21 protein-coding genes and 1 other RNA gene are annotated in these 24,038 nt (G+C 67.0%); 4 read left to right on the forward strand and 18 right to left on the reverse strand.

Features of this window, described 5'->3' with window-relative positions:
• Positions 1 to 2: 2 nt before the first annotated feature.
• From recJ to hrcA, 15 genes are all read right to left on the reverse strand, one after another.
• Positions 3 to 1,727, reverse strand: coding sequence for a single-stranded-DNA-specific exonuclease RecJ (gene recJ / locus AC3DET_RS00255; RefSeq protein ID WP_488390353.1), 1,725 nt, complete (start codon positions 1,725 to 1,727; stop codon positions 3 to 5).
• Positions 1,724 to 2,677, reverse strand: coding sequence for a phosphoglycerate mutase (locus AC3DET_RS00260; protein ID WP_488390354.1), 954 nt, complete (start codon positions 2,675 to 2,677; stop codon positions 1,724 to 1,726). The genes recJ and AC3DET_RS00260 overlap by 4 nt, the downstream gene beginning before the upstream one ends.
• A gap of 4 nt (positions 2,678 to 2,681) precedes the next feature.
• On the reverse strand, positions 2,682 to 3,146 hold the full coding sequence (gene greA / locus AC3DET_RS00265) for a transcription elongation factor GreA (RefSeq protein ID WP_185742123.1): 465 nt from the start codon (positions 3,144 to 3,146) through the stop codon (positions 2,682 to 2,684).
• Between the two features lie 8 nt (positions 3,147 to 3,154).
• Positions 3,155 to 6,400, reverse strand: coding sequence for a carbamoyl-phosphate synthase large subunit (gene carB / locus AC3DET_RS00270; protein WP_337729817.1), 3,246 nt, complete (start codon positions 6,398 to 6,400; stop codon positions 3,155 to 3,157).
• A 131-nt stretch (positions 6,401 to 6,531) separates the two neighbouring features.
• A complete protein-coding gene (locus tag AC3DET_RS00275) occupies positions 6,532 to 7,152 on the reverse strand; it encodes a hypothetical protein (protein ID WP_337729818.1) in 621 nt (206 codons plus the stop codon).
• Positions 7,152 to 8,276, reverse strand: a complete 1,125-nt coding sequence (carA, locus tag AC3DET_RS00280) for a glutamine-hydrolyzing carbamoyl-phosphate synthase small subunit (RefSeq protein WP_488390355.1) — start codon at positions 8,274 to 8,276, stop codon at positions 7,152 to 7,154. Before carA ends, AC3DET_RS00275 begins: the two co-directional genes overlap by 1 nt.
• 226 nt (positions 8,277 to 8,502) lie before the next feature.
• Complete coding sequence (gene dapB / locus AC3DET_RS00285) at positions 8,503 to 9,222, reverse strand: 4-hydroxy-tetrahydrodipicolinate reductase (protein ID WP_488390356.1); 720 nt, start codon at positions 9,220 to 9,222, stop codon at positions 8,503 to 8,505.
• Positions 9,223 to 9,273: 51 nt separating this feature from the next.
• Positions 9,274 to 10,548 (reverse strand): sensor domain-containing phosphodiesterase, encoded by a 1,275-nt coding sequence (locus tag AC3DET_RS00290; RefSeq protein ID WP_488390357.1) that lies wholly within the window; start codon positions 10,546 to 10,548, stop codon positions 9,274 to 9,276.
• A gap of 192 nt (positions 10,549 to 10,740) precedes the next feature.
• The gene (locus tag AC3DET_RS00295; protein WP_488391147.1) at positions 10,741 to 11,436 is read right to left on the reverse strand and encodes an MOSC domain-containing protein; all 696 of its coding nucleotides are present in this window, start codon (positions 11,434 to 11,436) and stop codon (positions 10,741 to 10,743) included.
• Positions 11,437 to 11,450: 14 nt separating this feature from the next.
• Positions 11,451 to 12,575: a prephenate dehydrogenase gene (locus AC3DET_RS00300; protein ID WP_488390358.1), complete on the reverse strand. Its 1,125-nt coding sequence runs from the start codon at positions 12,573 to 12,575 to the stop codon at positions 11,451 to 11,453.
• 10 nt (positions 12,576 to 12,585) lie between these two features.
• The gene (locus tag AC3DET_RS00305) at positions 12,586 to 14,472 is read right to left on the reverse strand and encodes a DUF3857 domain-containing transglutaminase family protein (protein ID WP_488390359.1); all 1,887 of its coding nucleotides are present in this window, start codon (positions 14,470 to 14,472) and stop codon (positions 12,586 to 12,588) included.
• A gap of 110 nt (positions 14,473 to 14,582) precedes the next feature.
• Positions 14,583 to 15,701 carry a molecular chaperone DnaJ gene (gene dnaJ / locus AC3DET_RS00310; RefSeq protein WP_192201123.1) on the reverse strand — a complete coding sequence of 373 codons (1,119 nt, stop codon included), beginning with the start codon at positions 15,699 to 15,701 and terminating at the stop codon, positions 14,583 to 14,585.
• 128 nt (positions 15,702 to 15,829) lie between these two features.
• Positions 15,830 to 17,746 (reverse strand): molecular chaperone DnaK, encoded by a 1,917-nt coding sequence (gene dnaK / locus AC3DET_RS00315; protein ID WP_488390360.1) that lies wholly within the window; start codon positions 17,744 to 17,746, stop codon positions 15,830 to 15,832.
• Positions 17,747 to 17,850: 104 nt separating this feature from the next.
• On the reverse strand, positions 17,851 to 18,369 hold the full coding sequence (gene grpE / locus AC3DET_RS00320; RefSeq protein WP_488390361.1) for a nucleotide exchange factor GrpE: 519 nt from the start codon (positions 18,367 to 18,369) through the stop codon (positions 17,851 to 17,853).
• A gap of 42 nt (positions 18,370 to 18,411) precedes the next feature.
• The gene (hrcA, locus tag AC3DET_RS00325; protein WP_446537134.1) at positions 18,412 to 19,461 is read right to left on the reverse strand and encodes a heat-inducible transcriptional repressor HrcA; all 1,050 of its coding nucleotides are present in this window, start codon (positions 19,459 to 19,461) and stop codon (positions 18,412 to 18,414) included.
• Positions 19,462 to 19,551: 90 nt separating this feature from the next.
• On the opposite strand from hrcA, the gene recN reads away from it, so the two are divergent.
• The gene (gene recN, locus AC3DET_RS00330; RefSeq protein ID WP_337729829.1) at positions 19,552 to 21,219 is read left to right on the forward strand and encodes a DNA repair protein RecN; all 1,668 of its coding nucleotides are present in this window, start codon (positions 19,552 to 19,554) and stop codon (positions 21,217 to 21,219) included.
• Between the two features lie 105 nt (positions 21,220 to 21,324).
• On the opposite strand, the gene fur is transcribed toward recN, so the two are convergent.
• Complete coding sequence (fur, locus tag AC3DET_RS00335; protein ID WP_142125397.1) at positions 21,325 to 21,729, reverse strand: ferric iron uptake transcriptional regulator; 405 nt, start codon at positions 21,727 to 21,729, stop codon at positions 21,325 to 21,327.
• A gap of 102 nt (positions 21,730 to 21,831) precedes the next feature.
• On the opposite strand from fur, the gene AC3DET_RS00340 reads away from it, so the two are divergent.
• The gene (locus AC3DET_RS00340; RefSeq protein WP_192201119.1) at positions 21,832 to 22,224 is read left to right on the forward strand and encodes an outer membrane protein assembly factor BamE; all 393 of its coding nucleotides are present in this window, start codon (positions 21,832 to 21,834) and stop codon (positions 22,222 to 22,224) included.
• 15 nt (positions 22,225 to 22,239) lie between these two features.
• Here the strand turns inward: AC3DET_RS00340 and AC3DET_RS00345 are convergent, their stop codons facing one another.
• Together AC3DET_RS00345 and AC3DET_RS00350 are read right to left on the reverse strand one after the other, a co-directional pair.
• Complete coding sequence (locus tag AC3DET_RS00345; RefSeq protein ID WP_488390362.1) at positions 22,240 to 22,488, reverse strand: RnfH family protein; 249 nt, start codon at positions 22,486 to 22,488, stop codon at positions 22,240 to 22,242.
• Position 22,489: 1 nt separating this feature from the next.
• Entirely contained in the window at positions 22,490 to 22,918 is a 429-nt protein-coding gene (locus tag AC3DET_RS00350; RefSeq protein WP_337729831.1) for a type II toxin-antitoxin system RatA family toxin, read from the reverse strand.
• A 41-nt stretch (positions 22,919 to 22,959) separates the two neighbouring features.
• Here AC3DET_RS00350 and smpB point away from each other — a divergent pair, with 41 nt between their 5' ends.
• A complete protein-coding gene (smpB, locus tag AC3DET_RS00355; protein WP_142125393.1) occupies positions 22,960 to 23,448 on the forward strand; it encodes an SsrA-binding protein SmpB in 489 nt (162 codons plus the stop codon).
• A 230-nt stretch (positions 23,449 to 23,678) separates the two neighbouring features.
• Positions 23,679 to 24,032: a transfer-messenger RNA gene (gene ssrA / locus AC3DET_RS00360) on the forward strand.
• The last annotated feature ends 6 nt before the right edge of the window (positions 24,033 to 24,038 follow it).

Raw genomic sequence — 24,038 nt, forward strand, 5'->3', positions numbered from 1 at the left:
CCTCAATCGGCCGGTTGCCAGTGCCGGACCAGCAACTGGATGCCGCGACGGTTCTGCCAGTCGTCGGTGTCCAGCTGATAGGCGGCCTGGATGCGGGAAGGCGGTGGCTGGTCGTGCCACCCGTTGAACTGGATCGCGTTCAACGGTGTGGCCTGTCCGCGCAGGCGCAACGAGAACTTCAGGTGCTTCTCGCCCACCACGCGCCAGTCCAGCACGTCGAACACGCCATCGAACATGGGTTCCGGGAATCCCTGCCCCCATGGCCCCGCGCCACGCAGTGCTTCCGCGTGCACGCGGTCCAGTTCGCCGGGCTGGAGTTCGCCGTCACTCAGGAGTTCTTCCTGCAGCAAGGCGTCGTCGAGCATCGCGGCGGCATGGCGGTGGAAGGCGTCACGGAACACCGGCAGTGCACTTTCATCGAGCGACAGCCCCGCCGCCATCGCATGGCCGCCGAAGCGCTGCATCAGGCCGGGGTTCGCAGTGTCGATGGCCGCCAGCGCGTCGCGGATGTGGAAGCCGGGAATCGAGCGCGCCGACCCGCGCAGCGTGGTGCTGCCCGGCTCTGCGGGTGCGAAGGCCACGACCGGGCGATGCAGGCGTTCCTTCATCTTCGAGGCGACCAGGCCCACCACGCCGGGATGCCATTCCGGATCGAACAGGCACGGGGCGAGCGGCACCTGCCCGCCTTCCGCGACATCGATGCGCGCAAGCGCGGCCTGCGCCTCATCCACCATCTGCTGCTGCACGCCACGACGCTCGGCATTGATGCCTTCCAGCACGCGCGCCATCTCTTCGGCCTGCGTGGCATCGTCGGTCAGCAGGCAGGCGATGCCGAGGGCCATGTCCTCCAGCCGTCCGGCCGCATTCAAGCGTGGCGCGATGGCGAAACCGATGTCGGCTGAGGTCAGGCGCGCCGGCTCGCGGCCTGCCACGCGCATCAGTGCCTGCAGGCCCGCACACGCCTGCCCGGCCCGCAGCCGGCGCAAGCCTGCGCCGACCAGGGCGCGGTTGTTCGCATCCAGCGGCACGAGATCGGCCACGGTACCCACGGCGACCAGATCCAGCAGCGTGGAGAGATCCGGCCCCGCGCCGTCGAACGTGCCCCGTTCGCGCAGGAGCCGTCGCAACGCCAGCAGCACGTAGAACATCACCCCGACACCGGCCAGCACCTTGCTGGGAAACGGGTCGTCGCGCAGGTTCGGATTGACGATGGCATCGGCCGGCGGCAAGGCGTCGCCGGGCAGGTGGTGGTCAGTGACAAGCACGTGCCAGCCCCGCGACTTCGCCGCCGCGATGCCGGCGTGGCATGCGATGCCGTGATCGACCGTGACGAGCAGGTCGGGTTGCAGTGCGGCGAGTTCATCCACCAGCGAGGGCGACAATCCGTAGCCATGCACCATGCGGTTGGGCACCGCAGGCGTCACGTGCCGCGCGCCAAGCAGGCGCAGGCCGCGCACGCCGACCGCGCACGCCGTGGCGCCATCGCAATCGAAGTCGCCCACGATGACGATGTGCCGGTCCTGCGCAATCGCATCGGCGAGCAACGCGGTGGCGCCGCCAAGGCCGCCGAGCTGGTCGGGTGGCAGCAACTGCGCCAGGCGTGGTTGCGCCTGGTCCATCGAGAGTGCACCGCGGGCTTCGTAGAGGCGTTGCAGGAGCAACGGCACGCCCTCGGGCCACTGACCATTCGCCGCGATGGTCCGACGGCGGATCCTGGGCGAGGTCATGCCGGAACGTGGTCCGGGCGTAGCGTGTCCAGGCGTTGCATCGGGCGGCGCCAGAGGCGCCAGCGTTGCTCGCGGCGCAGCGCGAACAGCGCACCATCCTCGAAATCCAGGGTCAGCACGTCCAGCTCGCGCTTGTGCAGGGCGTCCAGCAGGGGCTGCAGTGCGTCACGGCACAGCAGATCCAGGTTGCGCAGATGACGCAGATCGATCAGCGCATCCACGCCGCCCTCCCCGCTCGCGTGCACAGGTTCCACCCCGGCCGCATGCGCCAGCGACTGCAACAGCACATCGTTGCCTTTGACCTGGCGGAAACCGGTGCGTACGAAGTCCGGCAGCACGCCGCCGCCCCAGAACCACAGCGAGTTCACCGGCGGCTTGCCCTGCGTGACGCGCTGTGCGTTCCAGGGATGGTTGTGCAGCAGCACCTGCGCTTCGCTGAGCAGGGCACGCCAACGGCGGCCCGCTTCGCCTTCCGGCAGGTGCGCGAACAGATCGTCGCCCAGCACGTCATTCACCGGCGCGAACACCGGGAGTTTCGCCTCGGGCGGCAGGCGCAGGTACCAGCGGGCGGGATCCGGTGCGTCCAGCAGCATGCCGGCATCGCCGAACAGCGGCTTCAGTGCGGGCAGCAACTGTGCGGTGTCTTCGTCGCCCAGCGCCAGCGCCTCGCCATACGCCAGCATGCGCGCACCGTTCATGTCGGGCGACACGCGCGCAGGATCGGCACGCAGCCACAACGCGCCGGCGGCATCCCGTGCGTCGCGCTGGCGCGTCAGGGCTGCGACCGGCCAATGGTCCGGCACCAACTGGAAGTGGCGCCGCAGCTGCGCATGCTCGCCCGCCTCTCCGGCCGCGCGATCCGCGCGCCCCAGCGCCCGCGCCACATCGGCCGGCAACGCCTGTCCCACCAGGCGGGTACGCGGAGGCAACAGCAGCGTGGCCTGCGCCATCGGCTCAGTCTGCGTAGGAAACGCTGACGATTTCGTATTCGCGCTGGCCGGCAGGCGCGTCTATCGTGACGCTGTCGCCCTCGTGCTTGCCGATCAGCGCCCGGGCCAGCGGTGAGGAGATCGCGATCAGGCCCAGCTTGATGTCCGCCTCCAGGTCGCCGACCACCTGGTAGCGCTTCTCCTCGTCGGTGTCGACATCGGCCAGCACCACGCGGGCGCCGAACACGATGCGCGTGCCGGCGTTGAGCTTGCTGACGTCGATGATCTCGGCGTGCGACAGCTCGCCTTCCAGCTGCTTGATGCGGCCTTCGATGAAGCCCTGCTGCTCGCGGGCGGCATGGTATTCGGCGTTTTCCTTCAGGTCACCGTGCGCGCGCGCTTCGGCGATGGCGGTGATCACTTCCGGCCGTTTCACCGTCTTCAGCAGATCCAGTTCCTGGCGCAGGCGCTGCGCGCCCTGCATGGTCAATGGGGCTCTCACCCTTGAAGCTCCTTGTGCAGTTCCTGCAACGCCAGCACCGGGCCCGTGCCACGGTATTCCAGCGAATGCACCAGCGCCTTGGCGCCGGCAACGGTGGTTGAGTAGGTGACGCGGTGCTGCAACGCCTCGCGCCGGATCGAGAAGGAGTCGGCAATGGCCTGGCGTCCTTCCGTCGTGTTGACGATATACACGATCTCGCCGTTCTTGATCAGGTCCACCACGTGCGGACGGCCCTCGACCACCTTGTTCACCTGCTCGCAGTCGATGCCGCGCTCACGCAGCCATGCGGCGGTCCCGGCGGTGGCCACGATGCTGTAACCGCGACCGACCAGCTCCTGCGCCACCGGCAGCACGCGCTTCTTGTCCGGGTCGCGTACCGAGATGAACACCTTGCCGACCGGCGGCGCCTTGATGCCACCTGCTTCCTGCGCGCGCGCCATGGCGGCACCGAAGCTGCGGCCCACGCCCATGACTTCGCCGGTGGAACGCATTTCCGGGCCCAGGATCGGGTCCACGCCCTGGAACTTGGCGAACGGGAAAATCGCCTCCTTCACCGAGTAGTAGTCCGGCACGATCTCCCGGGTGGCGCCCTGCCCGGCCAGCGTCTTGCCGGCCATGCAGCGGGCCGCGATCTTGGCCAGCGGCATGCCGGTGGCCTTGGACACGAACGGCACCGTACGCGAGGCGCGCGGGTTCACTTCCAGCAGGTAGACGATGTCGTCACCGCCATCCTCGGCGGCCTGGATGGCGAACTGGGTGTTCATCAGGCCGACGACCTTCAGTGCCTTGGCCAGTTCCACCACCTGCCGGCGCAGTTCGTCCTGCGTCTTGGCCGACAGCGAGTACGGCGGCAGCGAGCAGGACGAATCGCCCGAGTGCACGCCCGCCTCCTCGATGTGCTCCATCACGCCACCGATCAGCACGTTGCCTTCCGGGTCGGCGATGATGTCCACGTCCACTTCCACCGCATTGTCGAGGAAGCGGTCGAGCAGCACCGGCGAATCGTTGGAGACCTTGACCGCGTCGCGCACGTAGCGGGCCAGGTCGGATTCGCCATAGACGATCTCCATCGCGCGTCCGCCCAGCACATACGACGGACGCACCACCAGCGGATAGCCGATTTCGCGGGCCAGCAGCAGTGCTTCCTGGTCGTTCCGGGCGATGCGGTTCGGCGGCTGCTTCAGGCCCAGCCTGTCGACCAGTTGCTGGAAACGCTCGCGGTCTTCGGCCAGGTCGATGGAGTCCGGCGACGTGCCGATGATCGGCACGCCATTGGCTTCCAGGGCCTGCGCCAGCTTCAGCGGGGTCTGCCCGCCGTACTGCACGATCACGCCCTTGGGTTGCTCCAGTTCGACGATCGCCAGCACGTCTTCCAGCGTGAGCGGCTCGAAATACAGGCGGTCCGAGGTGTCGTAGTCGGTGGACACGGTTTCCGGATTACAGTTGACCATGATGGTCTCGAATCCGTCCTCGCGCAGCGCGAGCGCTGCATGTACGCAGCAGTAGTCGAACTCGATGCCCTGCCCGATCCGGTTCGGGCCACCGCCCAGGATCATGATCTTGTCGCGGTTGGTCGGCTCGGCCTCGCACTCGTCCTCGTAGGTCGAATACAGGTACGCGGTGCTGGTGGCGAACTCGGCCGCGCACGAGTCCACGCGTTTGTAGACAGGCTTCACCCCCAGCGCCTTGCGCAGCACGCGCACGGCGGTCTCATTCGTGTTCGCCAGTTGTGCCAGGCGCGCATCCGAGAAACCCATGCGCTTGAGATGGCGCATGCGCGCCTTGTCCAGCGAGCCGAGCCCATCGGTGGCCAGTTGCTGCTCGGCGGCGATGATCTCTTCCATCTGGTCGAGGAACCACGGATCGATGAACGACAGCGCGTGCACCTGCTCCACGGTCATGCCGGCACGGAAGGCGTCGGCGACATGGAACAGACGCTCCGGGCCGGGTGCCTTCAGTTCGCGCCGCAGCGTGGTCAGGTCGTCTTCGCTGGTGAGGTCCAGGCCGGTCGGATCGAGCCCGACCTTGCCGGTTTCCAGGCCGCGCAGCGCCTTCTGAAGCGATTCCTGGAAGGTGCGGCCCATCGCCATCACCTCGCCCACCGACTTCATCTGGGTGGTCAGGCGGGCATCGGCTTGCGGGAACTTCTCGAACGCGAAGCGCGGGATCTTGGTGACCACGTAGTCGATGGCCGGCTCGAACGACGCCGGGGTGAGGCCACCAGTGATCTCGTTCTTCAGTTCATCCAGCGTGTAGCCCACGGCCAGCTTGGCCGCGACCTTGGCGATCGGGAAGCCGGTGGCCTTCGAGGCCAGCGCGGACGAACGCGACACGCGCGGATTCATCTCGATGACGACCACGCGGCCGGTCTGTGCATTGATGCCGAACTGCACGTTCGAGCCACCGGTATCCACGCCGATCTTGCGCAGCACCGCGATGGAGGCGTCGCGCAGGCGCTGGTACTCCTTGTCGGTCAGGGTCTGCGCGGGTGCGACCGTGATGCTGTCGCCGGTATGCACGCCCATCGGGTCGAGGTTTTCGATGGAGCAGACGATGATGCAGTTGTCCGCCGTGTCGCGGACCACTTCCATCTCGAACTCCTTCCATCCCAGCACCGATTCCTCCACCAGCACCTCGGTGGTCGGCGACAGTTCCAGGCCGCGGGTGACGATGTCGATCAGCTCTTCGCGGTTGTAGGCGATGCCGCCGCCGCTGCCGCCCAGGGTGAAGCTGGGGCGGATGATGGTGGGATAGCCGACGCGGGTCTGGATCTCCAGCGCTTCTTCCAGCGTGTGGGCCACGGCGGCTTTCGGACATTCCAGTCCGATCTCGCCCATCGCCACGCGGAACAGCTCGCGATCCTCGGCCATGCGGATGGCTTCGCGCTTGGCGCCGATCAGTTCGACGCCGTATTTCTCCAGCACGCCGTTGTCGGCCAGATCCAATGCGCAGTTCAGCGCGGTCTGGCCACCCATGGTCGGCAGCAGCGCGTCGGGCTTCTCCTTGGCGATGATCTTCTCGACCGTCTGCCAGTTGATCGGCTCGATGTAGACCGCGTCCGCCATTTCCGGGTCGGTCATGATGGTCGCCGGATTGCTGTTGACCAGCACCACCCGGTATCCCTCTTCGCGCAGCGCCTTGCACGCCTGCGCGCCGGAATAATCGAACTCGCAGGCCTGGCCGATGACGATCGGGCCTGCGCCGATGATCAGGATGGTTTTAAGGTCGTTGCGCTTGGGCATGGGAATCTACTTCTCGGATTGTGTGGGGCCGCCGCCCTGGGCATCTGCTCCAGGGGCGCGTCCGACAGGGGCGATGGACGGGCCACGCTCCACCTCTTGTCCCGGCGCGCATGGGCGCGCACGGGTGCACATCACATCAGGGCACCTGGCGACACATCGCACGCCTTCATGCCCTGGAACATCATCTTGATGGCCGCCATCTCGCCCACCGACTTGCCGTCGGCCTTGTCGCCGTCGCCGGCGAGCACGTCGCCGAAGCCACTCAGTGCGCGGAAATCGCGGTACTCGGGATCGCGCGCGATGGTGAGCAGTGCCAGCAACTGATCGGCACTGGCCGTTCGCATCAGGTCGGCGGGATCCAGGTCGGTTTCCGTCTTCGCCGAGGCGATGCCGGCCTGCACGATGCTGCCGAACACCGGCGCCGCCGTGCGGACCAGGCGCAATTCTTCGTCGAACCGGCCCGGATGTGCCTGTGCGTACTCGACCACTTCAGCCCGCTTCACGCGGCGGAAGCCGTCGCGGGAAAGTTCGCTGCGCAGGCAGGCCAACTGCACGGGCGTGACGGCATCGGGCTTGTCCTGCACCGGCCAGGCGGGATTCTCGCCGGCTGCCTCTTCCATGATGGCGCCGACCGGCAGCATGCTGACCAGCAGGTCGGTCATCTCGTCGATCTGCTTTTCACCGGGCGTGGCGGCGGCAGCCGGCAGCGCAAGCGCCATCAGCACAGCGGTGACAGCAAGGCGCACCCGCATCAGCGTGCCTCCATCGAGGCCACGAACCGGTCGAACAAGGGCGATACATCATGCGGGCCCGGCGATGCCTCCGGATGCCCCTGGAACGAGAAGGCGGGGGCATCCGTCAGTTCGATGCCCTGGTTGGTGCCGTCGAACAGCGAGCGATGGATCACGCGCACGTTGGCCGGCAGCGTCGCTTCATCCACCGCGAAGCCGTGGTTCTGCGAAGTGATCATCACGCGGCCGCTGTCGAGATCCTGCACCGGGTGATTGGCACCGTGGTGGCCGTGGCCCATCTTCATGGTCTGCGCGCCGGCCGCCAGGGCCAGCAGCTGGTGGCCCAGGCAGATGCCGAACGTCGGCACCTTCTTCGCGATGAACTCGCGGATGGCGGTGATGGCGTAGTCGCACGGCGCGGGGTCGCCCGGGCCGTTGGACAGGAACACGCCATCCGGCTGCAGCGCGAGCACGTCGGCGGCGCTGGTCTGCGCGGGCACCACGGTCACGTCGCAACCGCGTTCGGCCAGCATGCGCAGGATGTTGTGCTTCACGCCGAAGTCGTACGCCACGACCTTGAACTTCGCCGGCGCCTGCACGAACGCGTTGCGGTCCAGGTCCAACTGGCCGTCGCGCCAGGGATACGGTTTGTCGGTGCTGACCACCTTGGCCAGATCCATGCCTTTCAGTCCGGGGAACTTGCGCGCCGCTTCCAGCGCCATCTCCGCGTTGATGCCCTCGCCCGCCATCAGTGCGCCGTTTTGCGCACCGCGCTCGCGCAGGATGCGCGTCAGCTTGCGGGTGTCGATGCCGGCAATGGCCACGATGCCGCGTGATTGCAGCCACTCCGGCAGGGCCTGCTGGTTGCGCCAGCTGCTGGGGCGGCGCGGCACGTCGCGCACGATGAGACCGGCGCACCAGACCTTGGCGGCTTCGTCGTCCTGGTCGGTGCAGCCTGTATTGCCGATGTGGGGATAGGTCAGGGTGACCAGTTGGCGGGCGTAGGACGGGTCGGTCAGGATTTCCTGATAGCCGGTCATCGCGGTGTTGAACACCACTTCGCCGACCGAAAGGCCGTCGGCGCCTACGGAGTCGCCCTCGAATACGGTGCCGTCTTCGAGTACGAGAATTGCGGGTCGTGTCACGGGGTTCGCCTTGGGGTGGAGGAACCCTGCCCCACCGACTTGCGGCTGCAAGAAACCGCGAACGCGGCATTTATCCGGTCCGTGGCGATGGGTAACAGGCGAGCGGGAATTGTACGGGGATGGCCTGTTCAGCGCCACCGTTTTTTTGCCTGTCCGACGGACAGCGCCCGCCCGCGGCGAGGCGTGTTCATATTCCGGCGTCCATATCCGGACGCCCGGCCGGCCTTCAATCCAGCAGATCCCGCACGTGATAGGCGCCCGGTGGGCGTCCCGACAGCACGCGCGCGACGTGCAGGGCACCACGCGCGAAGACATCGCGATGCGTGGCACGGTGGGTCAGCTCGATGCGCTCGCCGAGCCCGGCGAACTGCACGGTATGTTCACCGACAATGTCGCCGGCCCGCAGGCTGGCGTAGTGCACCTGCGCGCCCGCACTGCCGGCGGCCTGTCCCAGCGTCAATGCGGTGCCGGACGGGGCATCCTTCTTGTGGACATGGTGCGACTCCACGATGTCCACGTCCCACCCCGGCAACGCCGCCGCCACGCGTTCGACCACGTCGGCCAGCACCGCCACGCCCAGGCTGAAATTCGTCGCCCACACCAGCGGAATGCGTCCACTGGCCGCGGCCAATGCCTCCTGCTGCACCGGGGATATGCCGGTGGTGCCGGAGACCAGTGCCCGACCACGGTCGGCGCACAGCGCCAGCACCGGGTCGAACCCTTCCGGCAGGCTGAAATCGATCGCCACGTCGAAGTCGGGCACGCCCGCCAGCTCGCTGGCCGCGAAGTGGGGCACGCCATCCACCACCCGCTGCGCAGGCGCGCGCCGCGTCACGGCCGCCACGGTCTGGTACACCGCAGGCTGCTCGGCAGCCAGTCGAAGCAAGGCCTGGCCCATCCGGCCGGAGGCACCGTGGATCAGGAGACGTGTCGGGGAAGTGTCCATGCAGGCATGGTAGCGGGCGCGTGATGCCAACGCGAACCGGGTATGTCCGGATCAGGCAACCTGCGGATAGCCCAGGTGGAATCCCTGTGCGAACGGCACCCCGAGCTCCTTCAGCGTCTGCAATTGCCGTTCGTTCTCGACGCCTTCGGCGATCAGTTCCGCCTGCGTGCCCTGCGCGAACGTCAGGAGCGCCGCCACGAGCGATTGCACGCGCGGACGCTGGTCGATTTCACGCACCAGCGTGATGTCGAGCTTGATGATGTCCGGCGCCAACCTCAGCACGTGGCGCAGGCTGGCGAAACCTGCCCCGGTATCGTCCACGGCGATGCGGACGCCGGCCTGCTGCAGCGAGGACAGGCACTGGCCAAGGCGCGCGTAATCTTCCACGGCGGTGTGTTCGGTGATTTCCAGCACCAGCCGTTGCGGGGCGTGACCGGCGAGCAGGTCGTGGAATCGTGCATTGCAGGCGGTTTCGGGCGATACGTTGACGGCGAGGAAGGCGTCATCGGGAAGGGAGGGCAACCGCGCCAGGGCGACCGCTGCGGCGGCCAGTTCCAGTTCCACGCTCAAGCCGCTGCTCGCCGCATCCTCGAACCAGCGGCCTGTCGACAGGTCGTACTCCAGCGGAAACCGCGCAAGCGCCTCGTACCCCACCACCACGCCGTCGGCGAGCCTGACGATCGGCTGCAGGGCTGCCGTGAGCTGCGCCCCTTCCAGCACCTGCAGCAGTCGCTCCCGGGCGTCCTGCGCATGACGCCGCTCGCGTTCGCCCTGACCCATGCGGGCATCCAGCGCTGCGCGCATCTGCGCATGTTCGATGGCCTTGTACATGCTCGCGGCCACGAGCGTGCTCAAATGCTCGAGCGTCCTGCAATCCGTGTCGGCGTAGGCGGCGGGCGCGGTCGCCAGGACCTTCAGCACACCCACCACCTGTCCGCGGAAGTTCAGCGGCGCGACCAGCATCGAACGCAACCCCACGCTGCGGCACGCCTCACGATTGACGCGCGGATCCACTTCGCTGTCATCGCATCTCAACACCTGCTGCTCTTCGATGCATCGGCCGGACAAGCTGCCGGACACCGGCAGGCTGAAGCCGACCTGCCCTTGCGCGATCCCGCTGGCCGACCAGTAGCGCATCACGTCACCATCGCGGATTTCCAGCACCGCGCCGGCTGAGCGGGTGAGTTCCTGCGCACGATGGGTGATCGCGTCCACGACCTCCTGCGGTTCGGGACCTGCGGCGGCGATTTCGCTTTGCGCCGCGACGATGCGCTGCAGCAACGCAATATCGTCGGCAGCCGACGATGCCGCTTCGCCGCTTCGCATGTCAGGCCGCACTGACGACAACGACGTCAACCTGTTATCCCGGCTCATCTCCCCACACTCCCTGCGGATGATGAAAGCGATGCCATGCGTGCCGGCACCGGATACACGCGATGCTAGTGGGACGCCACCACCCTGTCGAGTAAACGCATGTATCTGGCGAGACGCCGTACGCATGAAGCGCCGTGCGTTGTTTCATTCGTGCGAAGAAGCGCCTGTCAACCGTTTGCCCCAATCCTCGATGGCGCCCTGCGCAAGGCGGCGTTCGAACAGCGTCCGCCATGACGGTACCAGTGGCAGCACCAGCACCTCGCGCAGCAGGCCGGGCTCTGGCGATCGCCGGTACAGCAGCTCGATCAGGCGCGCGAGTGGCCACGCGGGATGTGGCCGCGCCTCCAGCGTCATGCGGTCACCTGCCTGCACTTCTCCCTCTTCGAGCACGCGGTAGTACCAGCCGGTCCGCCCCGAGTCCTGCACGCGACGGGCCATGTCGGACACGGCGAAACGGTCCGACAGTTTCCAGCACGGCTGCCGGGACTGGGATACCTCCACCAGCGCCGTGCCCAGCCGGAAGCGGTCGCCAAGACAGATCGCGTCCTCGGCCATGCCATGCGTACTGATGTTTTCGCCGAATGCACCGGGAGCATCGAGCAATGGATGCGCCCCGATATCGTCGCGCCATCGGGCGTAGTGGTCCGCAGGGTAGTGATGGATGGCCTTGTCCGGCCCGCCATGCACGCGCAGGTCGCCTTGCTGGTCACCGAGGATGCCCAGCAGGGTGACCCGCTGCCTGCCCTCCAGCGGTGATTTCGCGATCGCGCTGCGACTGCCGGGACGGGTGAACTCGACAGCCTTCCCAGCGAGTACTCCATCGATGGTCAAGGCCCTCATCTCCGTCGGCGCGCTCATGCCAACACCTTCCCCAGGCCCGTGCCGTCGATGTCACCCACCACGCGGGCCAGCGCCATGCGGTCCACGTCCGCATCGAATCCGATGCGGAAATGCACTTCGCCCTCCGGCGTGCGCGATGAATGGATCGATGACAGGCTGACGGCGTGCCGCTCGAACACGTGCAGCAGAGCACGCAGAGAGCCCGGCCTGTCTTCCGGCAGGTGCACGCTGAGCGCCTGCGCGCCGGCGAGATCGGCCAGCAGGTAGCCGATGCGCTCGTAGCTGTAGTTGCCCTCGGCCAGTGTCGTGTCGCCGAAGGCGTCGCGGTTTTCGCGCAGGAATTCTTCGCGGAACGCCGCGCGCGCCATGTCCGTCCCCTCGCCCACCAGCGATGCCATCCGGGTGATCTGCGTGCCCAGCGCCCGCAGTGTTTCGCCGGCATAGGGGTTCCCGAACTGGATGTCTTCGTAGATGGCCGGATTCAACGACAGGATGCGCGCGATGATCGCCGCATCCATCTCGAAGGATGCGGAGCGGAACGGCATCAACGCGGCCAGGTCGCCGACCCGCGCCGACTGCGCGCGCAGGACGCCCGCCTGGGCCAGATGCGAGGCATGCACCATGGCCTGCACCAGCGCCATGACCCGGTCGTGCTGCTCGGGCGTCGCCTGCACGCATTCCGCCTCGATTGCAGCAAGGAGCGACACCACCCAAGGCCGCCATGTGTCGAGGCGCGCCTCGCAGACCACCATCACCCTGCCCTTCAGGGTCGGGGCCTTGGGCGGCGCGGTCATCGGATGCAGGCCGACCACCTCGGCGCGCGAGGCCAGCATCGCCGCTACCGGCACAGCCTTGATCGAGGTGACATCCAGCCACAACCGGCCAGCCTCGCTTCCCCCGGCAAGCGCCGCATACCGGGCGACCAGCGCCCCGGTGTGGCGGATCGGCGCCGAGAAAACCAGGACATCCGCCCGCCGCACGAGTTCGGCCTCGTCCGCCGAGGCGGGATCGGCCGGGTCGTGGCCGATCACCTCCAGACCCATGCGCACGCGGAAGAAATGCTGCAGCCAGCGGCCATAGGCGCCTGCGCTGCCGACGATGCCGATCAGCGGAGGGAGATTGGGCGTCACGCGCTGCACCGATCGGCGCTCACTGCTTCACCGCTCCTTCCTCTGTCAGGTAGACCACCTGCGCGCGCAGGTCGGGCATGATCTTCCGCATGACCTGGGAGAAACCCTCGTTGTACTCGGGCGAGCACACCGGTCCCGGCGTCCGGTCATCCAGTGTGCGCCGGACATACAAGCGGGCGCCTTCCTGGCGGAACGTCGAGGCGTAGCTCAGCGTACCCTCGTGCAGGCTGACGTCCTTCGGCACGGCGATGATCCGCATCAAGGCAGGAAACTCGAACGTGTATTCCTCGTCCGAGTGGTAAGCGCCGCAACTGCTCTCGCCTTCCGGCTGGTCCGGGTCGCCGAGCTGCGAGGCCACCAGCATGGAGACCGGGGTGAAACTGAGGAACCAGGGCTGCACCTGGAAGCCGCCGGTCGTCGGAATCATCCGGTCGACCTCGAAGTCCGCCTCCATGTTGAAGGTCTCCAGCATCGGCACCGGATCGTCGTACGTCACCTTGCCATTCGCGGTCAGGGCGTTCCCCCGGAAGTAGTTGCGGACCAGCTTGTCGGCGTCGCCCGCGCCAAAGTTGCGGAACTGCGACCGCGCCGCGACCGCCATGCGCCCGCTCAGTTCCACCCGCTGCGTGCCCTTGATCGAGCCGTCGGGCTGGATGCGGATGGCCGTGCGCAACTTCTGCCATTCCGAGCCCACCTGCGTCGCCGGCGTCGTGGCGCCGTCGCGATGGCCGTCCACCAGCAGCACCGGCTTGCCAGCAGCGCCGTCCGGCAGGCTGCCGAAGGGTGCCGTGGCCGCGGTGGAGTCCACGTACAGGTCCAGGCTGGGGATGTAGTTGATCACGTGGTTGACGACCGACGCGACCGGGATGTCCGGCAGTGTGTACGTGCCTCCCGCATTGATCAGCGCCTGGGTGCTGTCGATGCCGCGCGCCTTCAGCAGCGCCTGCAGCAGGGTCGCGTGGTCCTTGCAGTCGCCCATGCGGTTGTCGAGGACCACGTCCAGGTCGCGCGGCACCACGGCGCCCAGGCCGATGCAGTTACCCGCATAGGTGATCTTCGTGGAGACCCATTCGTAGAGCTTCTTCGCCGTCTCGCGCGGGTCCTTGCTCTTGCCCGCGATCTCCGCGGCGAGCGTGCGCAAGCGGGGCGTCAGTGCCGCCTTGGCATTGGCCGGGCCACCATAGGCCGCCGCGATGTCGGCGTAACTGGCGAAGGTGGAGAACGCGTAGCCCGGGTAGCGGTCGGCGGTGAAGACCGTATCGCGCAGGCTCTCGCGGTCGACTGGCTGGCGGTTGCTCCATTGCCAGCGCACGATCCGGCGGCCGTCGCGCGTTTGGACCGCGGGCTGGGTCATCTGCCAGTTGCGCCACGTGGCCTGCATCGCCTCCGGCGCATCGATGGTCACCTGCACGTCGCCGTAGTACGCGGCCGGGCTGTAATTGCGGATCACCGAGAAATGGCCCGGAAACATCGGCTGGGTGGCCGTCACCCGGTACGTGAACACCGTGATGTCGCCGACGGCGAGTTCCGGGAACACGACGGTAAGCGTCGTCTGGTCGGAGTAGATGGGCGAATCGCCCTCCCGCCCCGAACTGCTGCTGACCTGGTAGTTGCCCTTGGGCACATCGACGCGGCGGCCATCCGGCTTCAACGTGTAGGCTTCGACCACCTCGGCCTTCTGGATGCTGGTGCTGTAGCTGACCGACGCATCCTTAGCGGCTTCCAGGGCGCTGTCCTTCAGCACCTTGATCGCAGTTTCCTGCTCCTGCACGAAACTGCCATCGGCATTGAGCACGAATCGCGTCGACTCGCGCTCGACCTGCAACGGCCGGTCATCGGCCGCCCATGCGGGCGCCAGCACGACCAGCGCCAATACTCCCCACCACTTCCCCTTGTTCGTATGCACGCGGCCTCCCTTCATCGTGGACCTGAATGAAAACGGCCCCGGGGTCGCCGGGGCCGTCGCAGGATGCCACAAGCTGCTCGCCCGCGCGGGCGGCGGGGTAACGCAGGAAATCAGGAGGTCATGCGGTCCCAGAAGCCCTTGACGCCATCCAGGAACGTGGCCGATTTCGGTGAGTGCTTGCGCGCTTCGTCGCCGCTGAACGTGGCCTCGAATTTCTCCAGCAGTTCCCGCTGTTCGGGGGTCAGGTTGACCGGCGTTTCCACCACCACGCGGCAGTACAGATCGCCCTCGCTGCGGCTGCGCACGGACTTGACGCCCTTGCCGCGCAGGCGGAACAGCTTGCCGGTCTGCGTTTCCGCGGGGATGCGGATCTCCGCCTCGCCATGCAGCGTGGGAACGCGCACGGTGTCGCCCAGCGCCGCCTGCGAAATGCGGATGGGCACTTCGCAGTGCAGGTCATCGCCATCGCGCTGGAAGATGTCGTGTTCGCGCACGCGCACTTCCACGTACAGGTCACCCGGCGGCGTGCCCGGCGGGCCGGCTTCACCTTCGCCGGTCAGGCGGATGCGGTCACCGTTGTCGACGCCGGCCGGAATCTTGACCGACAGGACCTTTTCTTCTTCCACGCGCCCGGCGCCATGGCATTCCGTGCAGGGATTCCGGATGATCTGGCCGCGGCCACCACAGGCTGGACACGCCTGCTGCATGGCGAAGATGCCGCGCTGCATGCGGACGTTGCCGCGTCCACCGCAGGTGCCACAGGTCTCCACCTTGCCATCGGCCGAACCCGAGCCCTTGCACGGCGCGCAGGCGACCAGCGAGGGAATGTCGATGCGCTTCTCGACCCCGGCGACGGCCTCCTCCAGGTCCAGCTCCATCACGTAGCCGACATCCGCGCCGCGCCGCGCCGCGCGGGCACCGCCTCCGCCGAAGATGTTGCCGAAGATGTCGCCGAAAATATCGCCCATGTCGGGGCCACCGGCACCGCCGCCGCCCATGCCGTGCTCGAACGCAGCATGCCCATGGGCGTCGTAGGTGCGGCGCTTGGCGCCGTCCGACAAGACCTCGTAGGCCTCCTTGCACTCCTTGAACGCGGCCTCGGCGGCGGCATCGCCCGGATTGCGGTCCGGGTGGTGCTTCATGGCGCAGCGGCGGTAAGCCTTCTTCAGGTCTTCGTCACTGGCGTCGCGGGCCACGCCCAGGACTTCGTAGTAGTCGCGTTTGCTCATGGAGCCGTGATTCGTGAGGGGTTATGGGTGATTCGCAAAAGCAACTGCCTGTTCGATGTCCAGGATCCGCGACGGAAGAAGTGGAGCTTGCGCTCCACCTTTCCGAATCACGAATCCCGAATCACTCATCACGGCTTCTTGTCGTCCTTCACCTCGGTGAATTCCGCATCGACCACGTCGTCCGCGGGGTTGCCCTGGCCCGCATCGGCGGTGCCCGGCTGCTCCGACGCGGCGGCCGCATACAGCGACTGGGCGGCTTCCTCCAACGCCTTGGACTTGGCTTCGATCTGCGCCTTGTCGTCGCCCTTCATCGCCGTGTCGAGATCGGCGATCGCGGCTTCGACGCGACCGATCACGTCGCCCGGCACCTTGCTGCCGTGTTCGGTGATGGCGCTGCGGGTGGCGTGCAGCAGGCCGTCGGCCTGGTTGCGCGTCTGCACCAGTTCCTGGAACTTCTTGTCTTCCTCGCGATGCGCCTCCGCATCGGCCACCATGCGCGCGATCTCGTCCTCGGACAGACCCGAGCCGGCCTTGATCTCGACCTTCTGTTCCTTGTTGGTCTTCTTGTCCTTGGCCGACACGTGCAGGATGCCGTTGGCGTCGATGTCGAACGACACCTCCACCTGCGGCATGCCACGCGGTGCCGGCTCGATGCCGGACAGGTCGAACTTGGCCAGCGACTTGTTGAAGCGGGCCTGCTCGCGCTCACCCTGCAGCACATGCACCGTCACCGCGGACTGGTTGTCCTCGGCGGTGGAGAAGGTCTGCGAGGCCTTGGTCGGGATGGTGGTGTTCTTCTCGATGATCTTGGTGAACACGCCGCCCAGCGTCTCGATGCCCAGCGACAGCGGGGTCACGTCGAGCAGCAGCACGTCCTTGACGTCGCCGGCCAGCACGCCGCCCTGGATCGCGGCGCCCAGCGCCACGGCCTCATCGGGGTTGACGTCCTTGCGGGGCTCCTTGCCGAAGAACTCGGCCACCGCCTGCTGCACCTTCGGCATGCGGGTCTGGCCGCCGACGAGGATGACCTCGCCGATGTCGCTGGCGCGCAGGCCGGCATCGTTCAGCGCGATGCGGCACGGCTCGATCGTCTTCTTCACCAGGTCTTCCACCAGCGCTTCCAGCTTGGCGCGGGTCAGCTTGATATTGAGGTGCTTCGGGCCCGAGGCGTCGGCGGTGACGTACGGCAGGTTCACTTCGGTCTGCTGCGAGCTGGACAGTTCGATCTTGGCGCGCTCGGCGGCGTCCTTCAGGCGCTGCAGGGCCAGCGGATCCTTGCGCAGGTCGATGCCCTGGTCCTTCTGGAACTCCTCGACGAGGTAGTCGATGACGCGCTTGTCGAAGTCTTCGCCACCCAGGAAGGTGTCGCCGTTGGTGGCCAGCACTTCGAACTGCTTCTCGCCGTCGACGTTGGCGATCTCGATGATGGACACGTCGAACGTGCCGCCGCCCAGGTCATAGACGACGATCTTGCGGTCGGCGCCGCCGTCACCCTTGTCCAGGCCGTAGGCCAGCGCGGCCGCAGTCGGCTCGTTGATGATGCGCTTGACGTCCAGGCCGGCGATCTTGCCGGCGTCCTTGGTGGCCTGGCGCTGGCTGTCGTTGAAGTAGGCCGGCACGGTGATGACGGCTTCGGTGACGGTCTCGCCCAGGAAGGCTTCGGCCGTCTTCTTCATCTTCTCCAGGATGCGCGCGGAAATTTCCTGCGCCGACAGTTTCTTGCCGTCGGAAGTCTGCACCCAGGCGTCGCCGTTTTCATGCGGAATGATGGCGTACGGGACCAGGTCCAGGTCCTTCTTCACTTCCGCGTCGGTGAACTTGCGGCCGATCAGGCGCTTCACCGCGTAGAAGGTGTTCTTCGGGTTGGTGACCGCCTGGCGCTTGGCCGACGCGCCCACCAGCACTTCGCCGTCCTTGGTGTAGGCGACGATGGAGGGCGTGGTGCGGTCGCCTTCCGAGTTTTCGATGACGCGGGCCTTGCCGCCGTCCATGATCGCCACGCACGAGTTGGTCGTGCCGAGGTCGATGCCGATGATCTTGCCCATGGTGAATGCTCCCTAGCAAATTCTGTCTGGATCCGGCCGGTGGCCGGGTGGATGGTCTCGATATAAGGGTGCGATGACGCCGTTCAAGCGCCCCGCGAAGGCGTTCAGTCGTGTTTTGCCACGACGACCAGGGCCGGGCGCAGCAGGCGGCCATTGAGTACGTAGCCCTTCTGGAACACCTGCACCACGCTGCCGGGGTCCGCGCCGGGGGCATCGGCCTGGCTGATGGCCTGGTGATGCTCGGGATTGAAGGCTTCGCCGGCAGGGTCGAGCAGGGTCAGGCCATTGTCGCCGGCCACTTTCAGCAACTGCTTGTACGTCAGCTCGAGCCCGTCGCGCAGCGGACTGGGCTCATTGCCCGCCGCTGCCAGCCCGGCGTCCAGGCTGTCGAATACCGGCAGCAGGTCGCCCAGCAGGCGTTCGTTGGCGAACTTGCGCGCCTGCTCGATATCGCGCGCCACGCGCTTGCGCTGGTTGTCCAGGTCGGCGCGCTCGAGCAGCGACGCCGCGCGCAGCTGGTCCACTTCGTTGCGGAGGATTTCCAGTTCGGCGATCAGCGCGCCTTCGACGTCCTGCGGCTCGTTGCCGCCGCCCAGGTCGGAATCGTGTTCGTGTTGGTTCATTTCGGGTCCCATCGCGGCAAGTCCGGCCGCCCAAGCCCCAACCTATGGGGCCGGCGTTTCCGGATTCAAGGCCGCACCGAGTACATCCGCCGCCGCCTGCACCACCGGAATGACCCGGTCATACGCCATCCGGGTGGGCCCGATGACGCCCAGCACGCCCAGCACCTGCCCGCCCGCCATGTAGGGGGCGGTCACCACCGAGACGCCGTCGTGCGGCGCCAAGCCGGTGTCCTCGCCGATGAAGATGCGTACGCCCGGCGCTCGGATCGTGCGCTCCAGCAACTGCAGGATCTCGCGCTTGCGGGCGAATGCCTCGAACAGGTCGCGCAGCCGTTCCAGATCGGACAGTTCCTGCACGCCCATCAGGCGGGTCTGTCCTGCCAGCACCACGTCGTCGTTGGGCGGCGTGAGGGCCTGCTCCGCCAGTTCGATGGATTCGGCCAGCAACCCCTCCATCTCGGTCTGCGCCCTGCGCAGGTCATGCAGCAGGTTCGCGCGGATCTCGGACAGGGGCCGGCCGGCGAACTGGGTGTTCAGGTAGTTGGCGATGCGCTCGAGTTCGGACCGGTCGTAGGCCCGGCGCGTTTCGATGACGCGGTTCTGCACGTCGTTGTCGGCGAATACCAGGATGGCCATCACCCGCTGGCCATCCAGCGGCACGAAGTCGATGTAGCGGAACGCGAACTGCTCGCGCCGCGGCACGCTGACCACGCCGACGAAGTGGGTCATCGCCGACAGCAGCTCGGAGGCGTTGCCGAGCAGCGCCTGGGTCCCGGCGCCGGCCGGCAGCTCCGAACGCAGCCGGGCCACTTCGCCCTCTCCCAGCGATTTCACCTGCACCAGGCTGTCCACGAACACCCGGTAGCCCTGTGCCGTGGGGATGCGCCCGGCGGAGGTGTGCGGCGAACTGAGCAGCCCGACCTCCTCAAGTTCAGAGAGGATGTTGCGGATCGTCGCCGAACTGACTTCAAGTCCGGCGTGCCGGGCCAGCGTCTGCGACCCCACCGGCTCACCGTCGCGGATATAGCGCGAGATCAGCGTGCGCAGCAGTTGGCGGGCGCGCGGATCCAGCGGGGGCGACGGTGAGTTCATGCCCGTTAGATAACGTCGCGCCTGCGGCTTTGCAAGCCGGGCGCTCCCCGCGTCTCAGAACCTGAGCCGGCACCGCTTACAATCCGCCGCATGCTCAGACACCTCGCCATCAAGGATTTCGCCGTCGTCCGCGCCGCCGAGCTGGAGTTCGGCGATGGCATGACCGTCATTTCAGGAGAAACCGGCGCCGGCAAATCGCTGCTGGTGGACGCGCTGGGCTTCCTGTCGGGCCTGCGGGCCGACAGCGGGGTAGTCCGGCATGGCGCGGAGCGCGCCGAGCTCTCCGCCGAGTTCCTGGCTTCGGCGGGCTCTCCGGCGCACACCTGGCTCGCGGACAACGAGCTCGACGACGATGGACAGTGCCAGTTGCGCCGGGTGATCCGTGCCGACGGCGGCTCGCGCGCCTGGATCAATGGCCGCAGCGTGACGCTGTCGCAGCTTTCCGACCTCGCGGCACGCCTGGTGGAAATCCATGGCCAGCATGAACACCAGGCCCTGCTCGCCCGCCAGAGCCAGTTGGCGCTGCTGGATGCCTTCGCCCGCAACGGCGACGAGCGCAGCGCCGTGCGCGACGCGGCGCTGCGCTGGAGCACCCTCCTGCGCGAACGCGAACAGTTGTCCGGCCAGGGCGATGTCTCGGACCGGATCAATTACCTGGAGCACCAGTTGGCCGAGTTGCAGCGCGAAGACCTGTCGCCGACCGCGCTGGAGGCCCTGGTGGCCAGCCATCGCCGCCAGGCCCACGCCACCGGCCTGATCCAGGCCTGTGACGCGGCGCTGGGTCAACTGGCCGGTGACGACGCCCCCTCGTTGACGCGCCATCTGCAGCAGGTGCGCGCCGACCTCGCCCGCCAGGCCGAACACGAGCCGCGCCTGCGCGACGTGGATGCGCTGCTGGACGGCGCGGCGATCCAGGTCGAGGAAGCCCTGTCGCTGCTCGGCCAGGTCCGGGACGACCTGGACGGCGAACCCCTGCAGTTCGATGCGCTGGAGCGCAAGCTCGCCCGCGTGCACGACCTCGCGCGCAAGCACCGGGTGCCGCTGGAAGGCCTGCAGGAGCAGCACGACCGGCTGGCGGCCGAGCTGGAATCACTGCGTGGTGCGGGCGAGCGCCTGCTCCAGCTCAACAGCGAGATCGACGCGGCCAAGGGACACTGGCGCGATGCCGCCGCCGCACTGACCCGCACGCGCCAGCGCGCCGCCAAAGCACTGGGCGACACCACTACCGCACTCATCGCCGAGCTGGGCATGGGCGGAGGCCGCTTCGGGATCGAACTGGAGCCTCAGGACGGCGAACGCCCGGATCCGACCGGCGCCGAACGTATCGAATTCCTGGTCTCCGCCAACGCCGGCCAGCCGCCCCGCCCGCTGCGCAAGGTCGCCTCCGGCGGCGAACTCGCGCGCATTTCGCTGGCGATCGAAGTAGCCGCGCTTGGCCTGGATGCGGTTCCCACCATGATCTTCGACGAAGTGGATACCGGCATCGGCGGCGCGGTCGCCGAGATCGTCGGCCAGAAACTGCGCGCACTCGGCGCCCAGCGACAGGTGCTGTGCGTCACCCATCTGCCCCAGGTGGCCGCGCAAGGCCACGCGCACTACCGCGTCAGCAAAGCGCCGGTGGAGGGCATGACCCAGAGCGCAGTCGAGAAGCTGGGCGCGAAGCAGCGCGAGGAAGAACTCGCCCGGATGCTGGGCGGCGTGGAGGTCAGCAAGGAAGCCCATGCCGCGGCCAAGCGGCTGCTCGCCAACGCGGTCTGATCCACCCTTGTTGTTTACTTGTGGGAGCGACGCAAGTCGCGAAGTGGGGTCGATGAAGCCTCGTCGCGACTTGCGTCGCTCCCACAGCCCGGGATTTCCGGGCTATCAGCGCTTCTTGCGCACGTACAGCACCAGCGAGTGCTCTTCCAGCTCGTAGCCGTGCTTGGCGGCGATCTCGCGCTGCAGTTTTTCGATCTCGGTGCTTTCGAACTCGATGATCTTGCCGGTGTCCACGTCCACCATATGGTCGTGGTGGCCGCCGCGGTCGAGTTCGTAGACGGCCTGGCCGCCCTCGAAGTTGTGCTTCAGCACCAGGCCTGCCGCCTCGAACTGGGTCAGCACGCGGTACACCGTGGCCAAGCCGATCTCGTCCCCGTGGTCCAGCAGCTGACGGTAGATGTCTTCCGCGCTCAGGTGGTGCTGGGAGTTCTTCTGCTCCAGCAACTCCAGGATGCGCATGCGCGGGTGGGTGACCTTGAGGCCGACTTTGCGAAGGTCCTGCGATTCCATGGCGTCTCCGTTCACTCTCGGTTTAGCGCCAGCTGCCTGAAGCTCGGTTGCGGCGGTGCGCGGGAGTGTATCATCGGCCCGGTTTCCTACCGTACCTGCCCCATGCGCAAATTCCTGCTGGTCGCCGTCCTCGCTTCCGCCACTGCCGGCTGCGGCATTCTCTACAAGCAGCCGATCTACCAGGGCAACCTGCTCGAGAAGACGGCCGTTGACCAGTTGCAGGTGGGCCAGAGCAAGCAGCAGGTGCAGTCGCTGCTCGGCAGCCCGTCGATCGCCGATCCGTTCCATGCCAACCGCTGGGACTACACCGCCAGCAACCGCACCAATCGCCGTGGCACGACCGAGATCAAGAATCTCACCCTGGTGTTCAACGGCGATGTGCTGGCCAGTTGGGAAGGCGAATACTTCCCCGAAGCCGACCTCCAGCTGTCGCGCGACGTGCGCAAGTTCGGCCCCAACCTGGCCAAGGAAAAGAAGAAGGGCGGCCGCCGCTGAGGCGGGGCTGACCTGCTATCTGCGCGCCCGTCGACGGCGCGCGTCCTTCGGATCGATCAACAGCGGCCGCAGCACTTCCACGCGGTCATCCTCGTTCAACACCGTCCCTGCCGTCGCGTTCACGCCATGAATCGCGATCGCCGCCGATTGCACGTCGTCGAAACCGCTCGCAACCAGCGCATCGGCCACCGTAGCGCCCGCCGGCAAATCCAGTTGCACCGTCTCGAACCGGTGCGGCCAGGCGCGGATCACCTCCACGCGCATCTCATTCCCCGCGGTCGGCGGCGCGCACGAAGTCGTCCACCATGCGGTCCGCCAGCGTCTGGAAGCCGATCGCCATCGCCGGTGCCAGCAGGCGGCTGGAAGGCTCGAATTCCAGCGTCAGCGTGACCTTGCAGGCCGACTCATCCAGCGCATGGAAATCCCAACGCCCATGCAGCTTGCGGAATGGCCCATCGACCAGGTTCATGTCGATGCGGTGCGGACGGTCCAGCGTGTTCTCGGTGGTGAACCACGTGCTCAGTGAGCCCAGCCCCAGGTCCAGTCGGGCCACCAGGCGGCTTTCGTCCTGCTCGATGATCCGGGCGGCGCTGCACCAGTCGAACCGGCGGGGATAGGCCGCCACGTCATTGACCAGGTCGAACATCCGGGTGGCCGAGTGTTCGACCAGGGCGCTGCGGCGAATCGTGTGCATGTGGCTCGCGTAGGGTTCCGCCTTCGGCGACAATAGGACGGATGGCAAAGAAACCGGACAAGAATAAAGCAACGGGCACGATCGCGCTGAACAAGCGCGCGCGCCACGAATACCACCTTGAGCAGCGCCACGAGGCGGGCCTCGCCCTGCAGGGGTGGGAGCTGAAGGCCATCCGCGCCGGCCGTGCCAACATTACCGAGGCCTACGCCACCATCCGCAATGGCGAGATCTTCCTGTTCGGCGCGCAGATCACCCCGTTGATCCAGGCCTCGAGCCATGTCGTCGCCGATGACCGCCGTACGCGCAAGCTGCTGCTGCACCGGAACGAGATCGACAGCCTGATCGGCAAGGTCGAGCGCGATGGCTACACGCTGGTGCCCACCTCGCTGTACTGGAAAGGCAACAAGGTAAAGGCCGAACTGGCGCTGGCCAAGGGCAAGCAGACCCACGACAAGCGCGCCACCGAGAAGGACCGCGACTGGGCGCGCGAGAAGTCGCGCGTCATGCGCCGGCACAACAAGGACGCGTAGCTCCATCGCTTCGCGATGAAGCCCCCAAGATTTGCTTAGCAAATCTTGGACCCCGACGTGCGCTGCCGATCCCCCATTCGCGCTGACGCGCGAATTCGCCCCCTTACCAAGGGGGCTTGGCTCGAAACCACGATGGCTTGACCCCAGAGGCTGAACGTCGGCTCCGCCGTGCCTTGTGAAGCGAGGTGCCCGCCCCTACACTTGCTCTTGTCAGGACGTTTCTGACTCCCGGGGGTGCACTGGCTTCGACGGGGGTTGCGAAGTTGCCTGGTGCATGCCGAGGGGGCAGCTTTCCTCGTAAATCCAGCGGCAAAACTCTAGTTGCCAACGACGACAACTACGCTCTCGCCGCTTAAGGCGTAAGCCCTGAAACTGCTTGTGTCCGTGCTCGCAGCGTAAGGTCATCATCACGGAATCGCCGGGAGTGGCTGCCTGTCAGCACCCGGTCAACCTAAAACAGGCTGGTTCTGCGGTGCGCTTTGCCCACCGTGCTGCTGCAGGACGAGACTCAACGGCGGGATAAGCATGTAGTACCGGGGATGGAGTGCCTTCGGACGGCGGTTCAATTCCGCCCACCTCCACCATTTGAA

Source organism: Pseudoxanthomonas sp. 97-1-1, assembly GCF_057773125.1.

What these genes read in the sequence shown, in the direction of transcription:
- recJ (WP_488390353.1), bottom strand. Translation starts at nt 1,727, where the DNA reads ATGACCTCGCCCAGGATCCGCCGTCGGACCATCGCGGCGAATGGTCAG.
- AC3DET_RS00260 (WP_488390354.1), bottom strand. Translation starts at nt 2,677, where the DNA reads ATGGCGCAGGCCACGCTGCTGTTGCCTCCGCGTACCCGCCTGGTGGGA.
- carB (WP_337729817.1), bottom strand. Translation starts at nt 6,400, where the DNA reads ATGCCCAAGCGCAACGACCTTAAAACCATCCTGATCATCGGCGCAGGC.
- AC3DET_RS00275 (WP_337729818.1), bottom strand. Translation starts at nt 7,152, where the DNA reads ATGCGGGTGCGCCTTGCTGTCACCGCTGTGCTGATGGCGCTTGCGCTG.
- dapB (WP_488390356.1), bottom strand. Translation starts at nt 9,222, where the DNA reads ATGGACACTTCCCCGACACGTCTCCTGATCCACGGTGCCTCCGGCCGG.
- AC3DET_RS00290 (WP_488390357.1), bottom strand. Translation starts at nt 10,548, where the DNA reads ATGCGAAGCGGCGAAGCGGCATCGTCGGCTGCCGACGATATTGCGTTG.
- AC3DET_RS00295 (WP_488391147.1), bottom strand. Translation starts at nt 11,436, where the DNA reads ATGAGGGCCTTGACCATCGATGGAGTACTCGCTGGGAAGGCTGTCGAG.
- dnaJ (WP_192201123.1), bottom strand. Translation starts at nt 15,701, where the DNA reads ATGAGCAAACGCGACTACTACGAAGTCCTGGGCGTGGCCCGCGACGCC.
- dnaK (WP_488390360.1), bottom strand. Translation starts at nt 17,746, where the DNA reads ATGGGCAAGATCATCGGCATCGACCTCGGCACGACCAACTCGTGCGTG.
- grpE (WP_488390361.1), bottom strand. Translation starts at nt 18,369, where the DNA reads ATGAACCAACACGAACACGATTCCGACCTGGGCGGCGGCAACGAGCCG.
- hrcA (WP_446537134.1), bottom strand. Translation starts at nt 19,461, where the DNA reads ATGAACTCACCGTCGCCCCCGCTGGATCCGCGCGCCCGCCAACTGCTG.
- recN (WP_337729829.1), top strand. Translation starts at nt 19,552, where the DNA reads ATGCTCAGACACCTCGCCATCAAGGATTTCGCCGTCGTCCGCGCCGCC.
- fur (WP_142125397.1), bottom strand. Translation starts at nt 21,729, where the DNA reads ATGGAATCGCAGGACCTTCGCAAAGTCGGCCTCAAGGTCACCCACCCG.
- AC3DET_RS00340 (WP_192201119.1), top strand. Translation starts at nt 21,832, where the DNA reads ATGCGCAAATTCCTGCTGGTCGCCGTCCTCGCTTCCGCCACTGCCGGC.
- AC3DET_RS00345 (WP_488390362.1), bottom strand. Translation starts at nt 22,488, where the DNA reads ATGCGCGTGGAGGTGATCCGCGCCTGGCCGCACCGGTTCGAGACGGTG.
- AC3DET_RS00350 (WP_337729831.1), bottom strand. Translation starts at nt 22,918, where the DNA reads ATGCACACGATTCGCCGCAGCGCCCTGGTCGAACACTCGGCCACCCGG.
- smpB (WP_142125393.1), top strand. Translation starts at nt 22,960, where the DNA reads ATGGCAAAGAAACCGGACAAGAATAAAGCAACGGGCACGATCGCGCTG.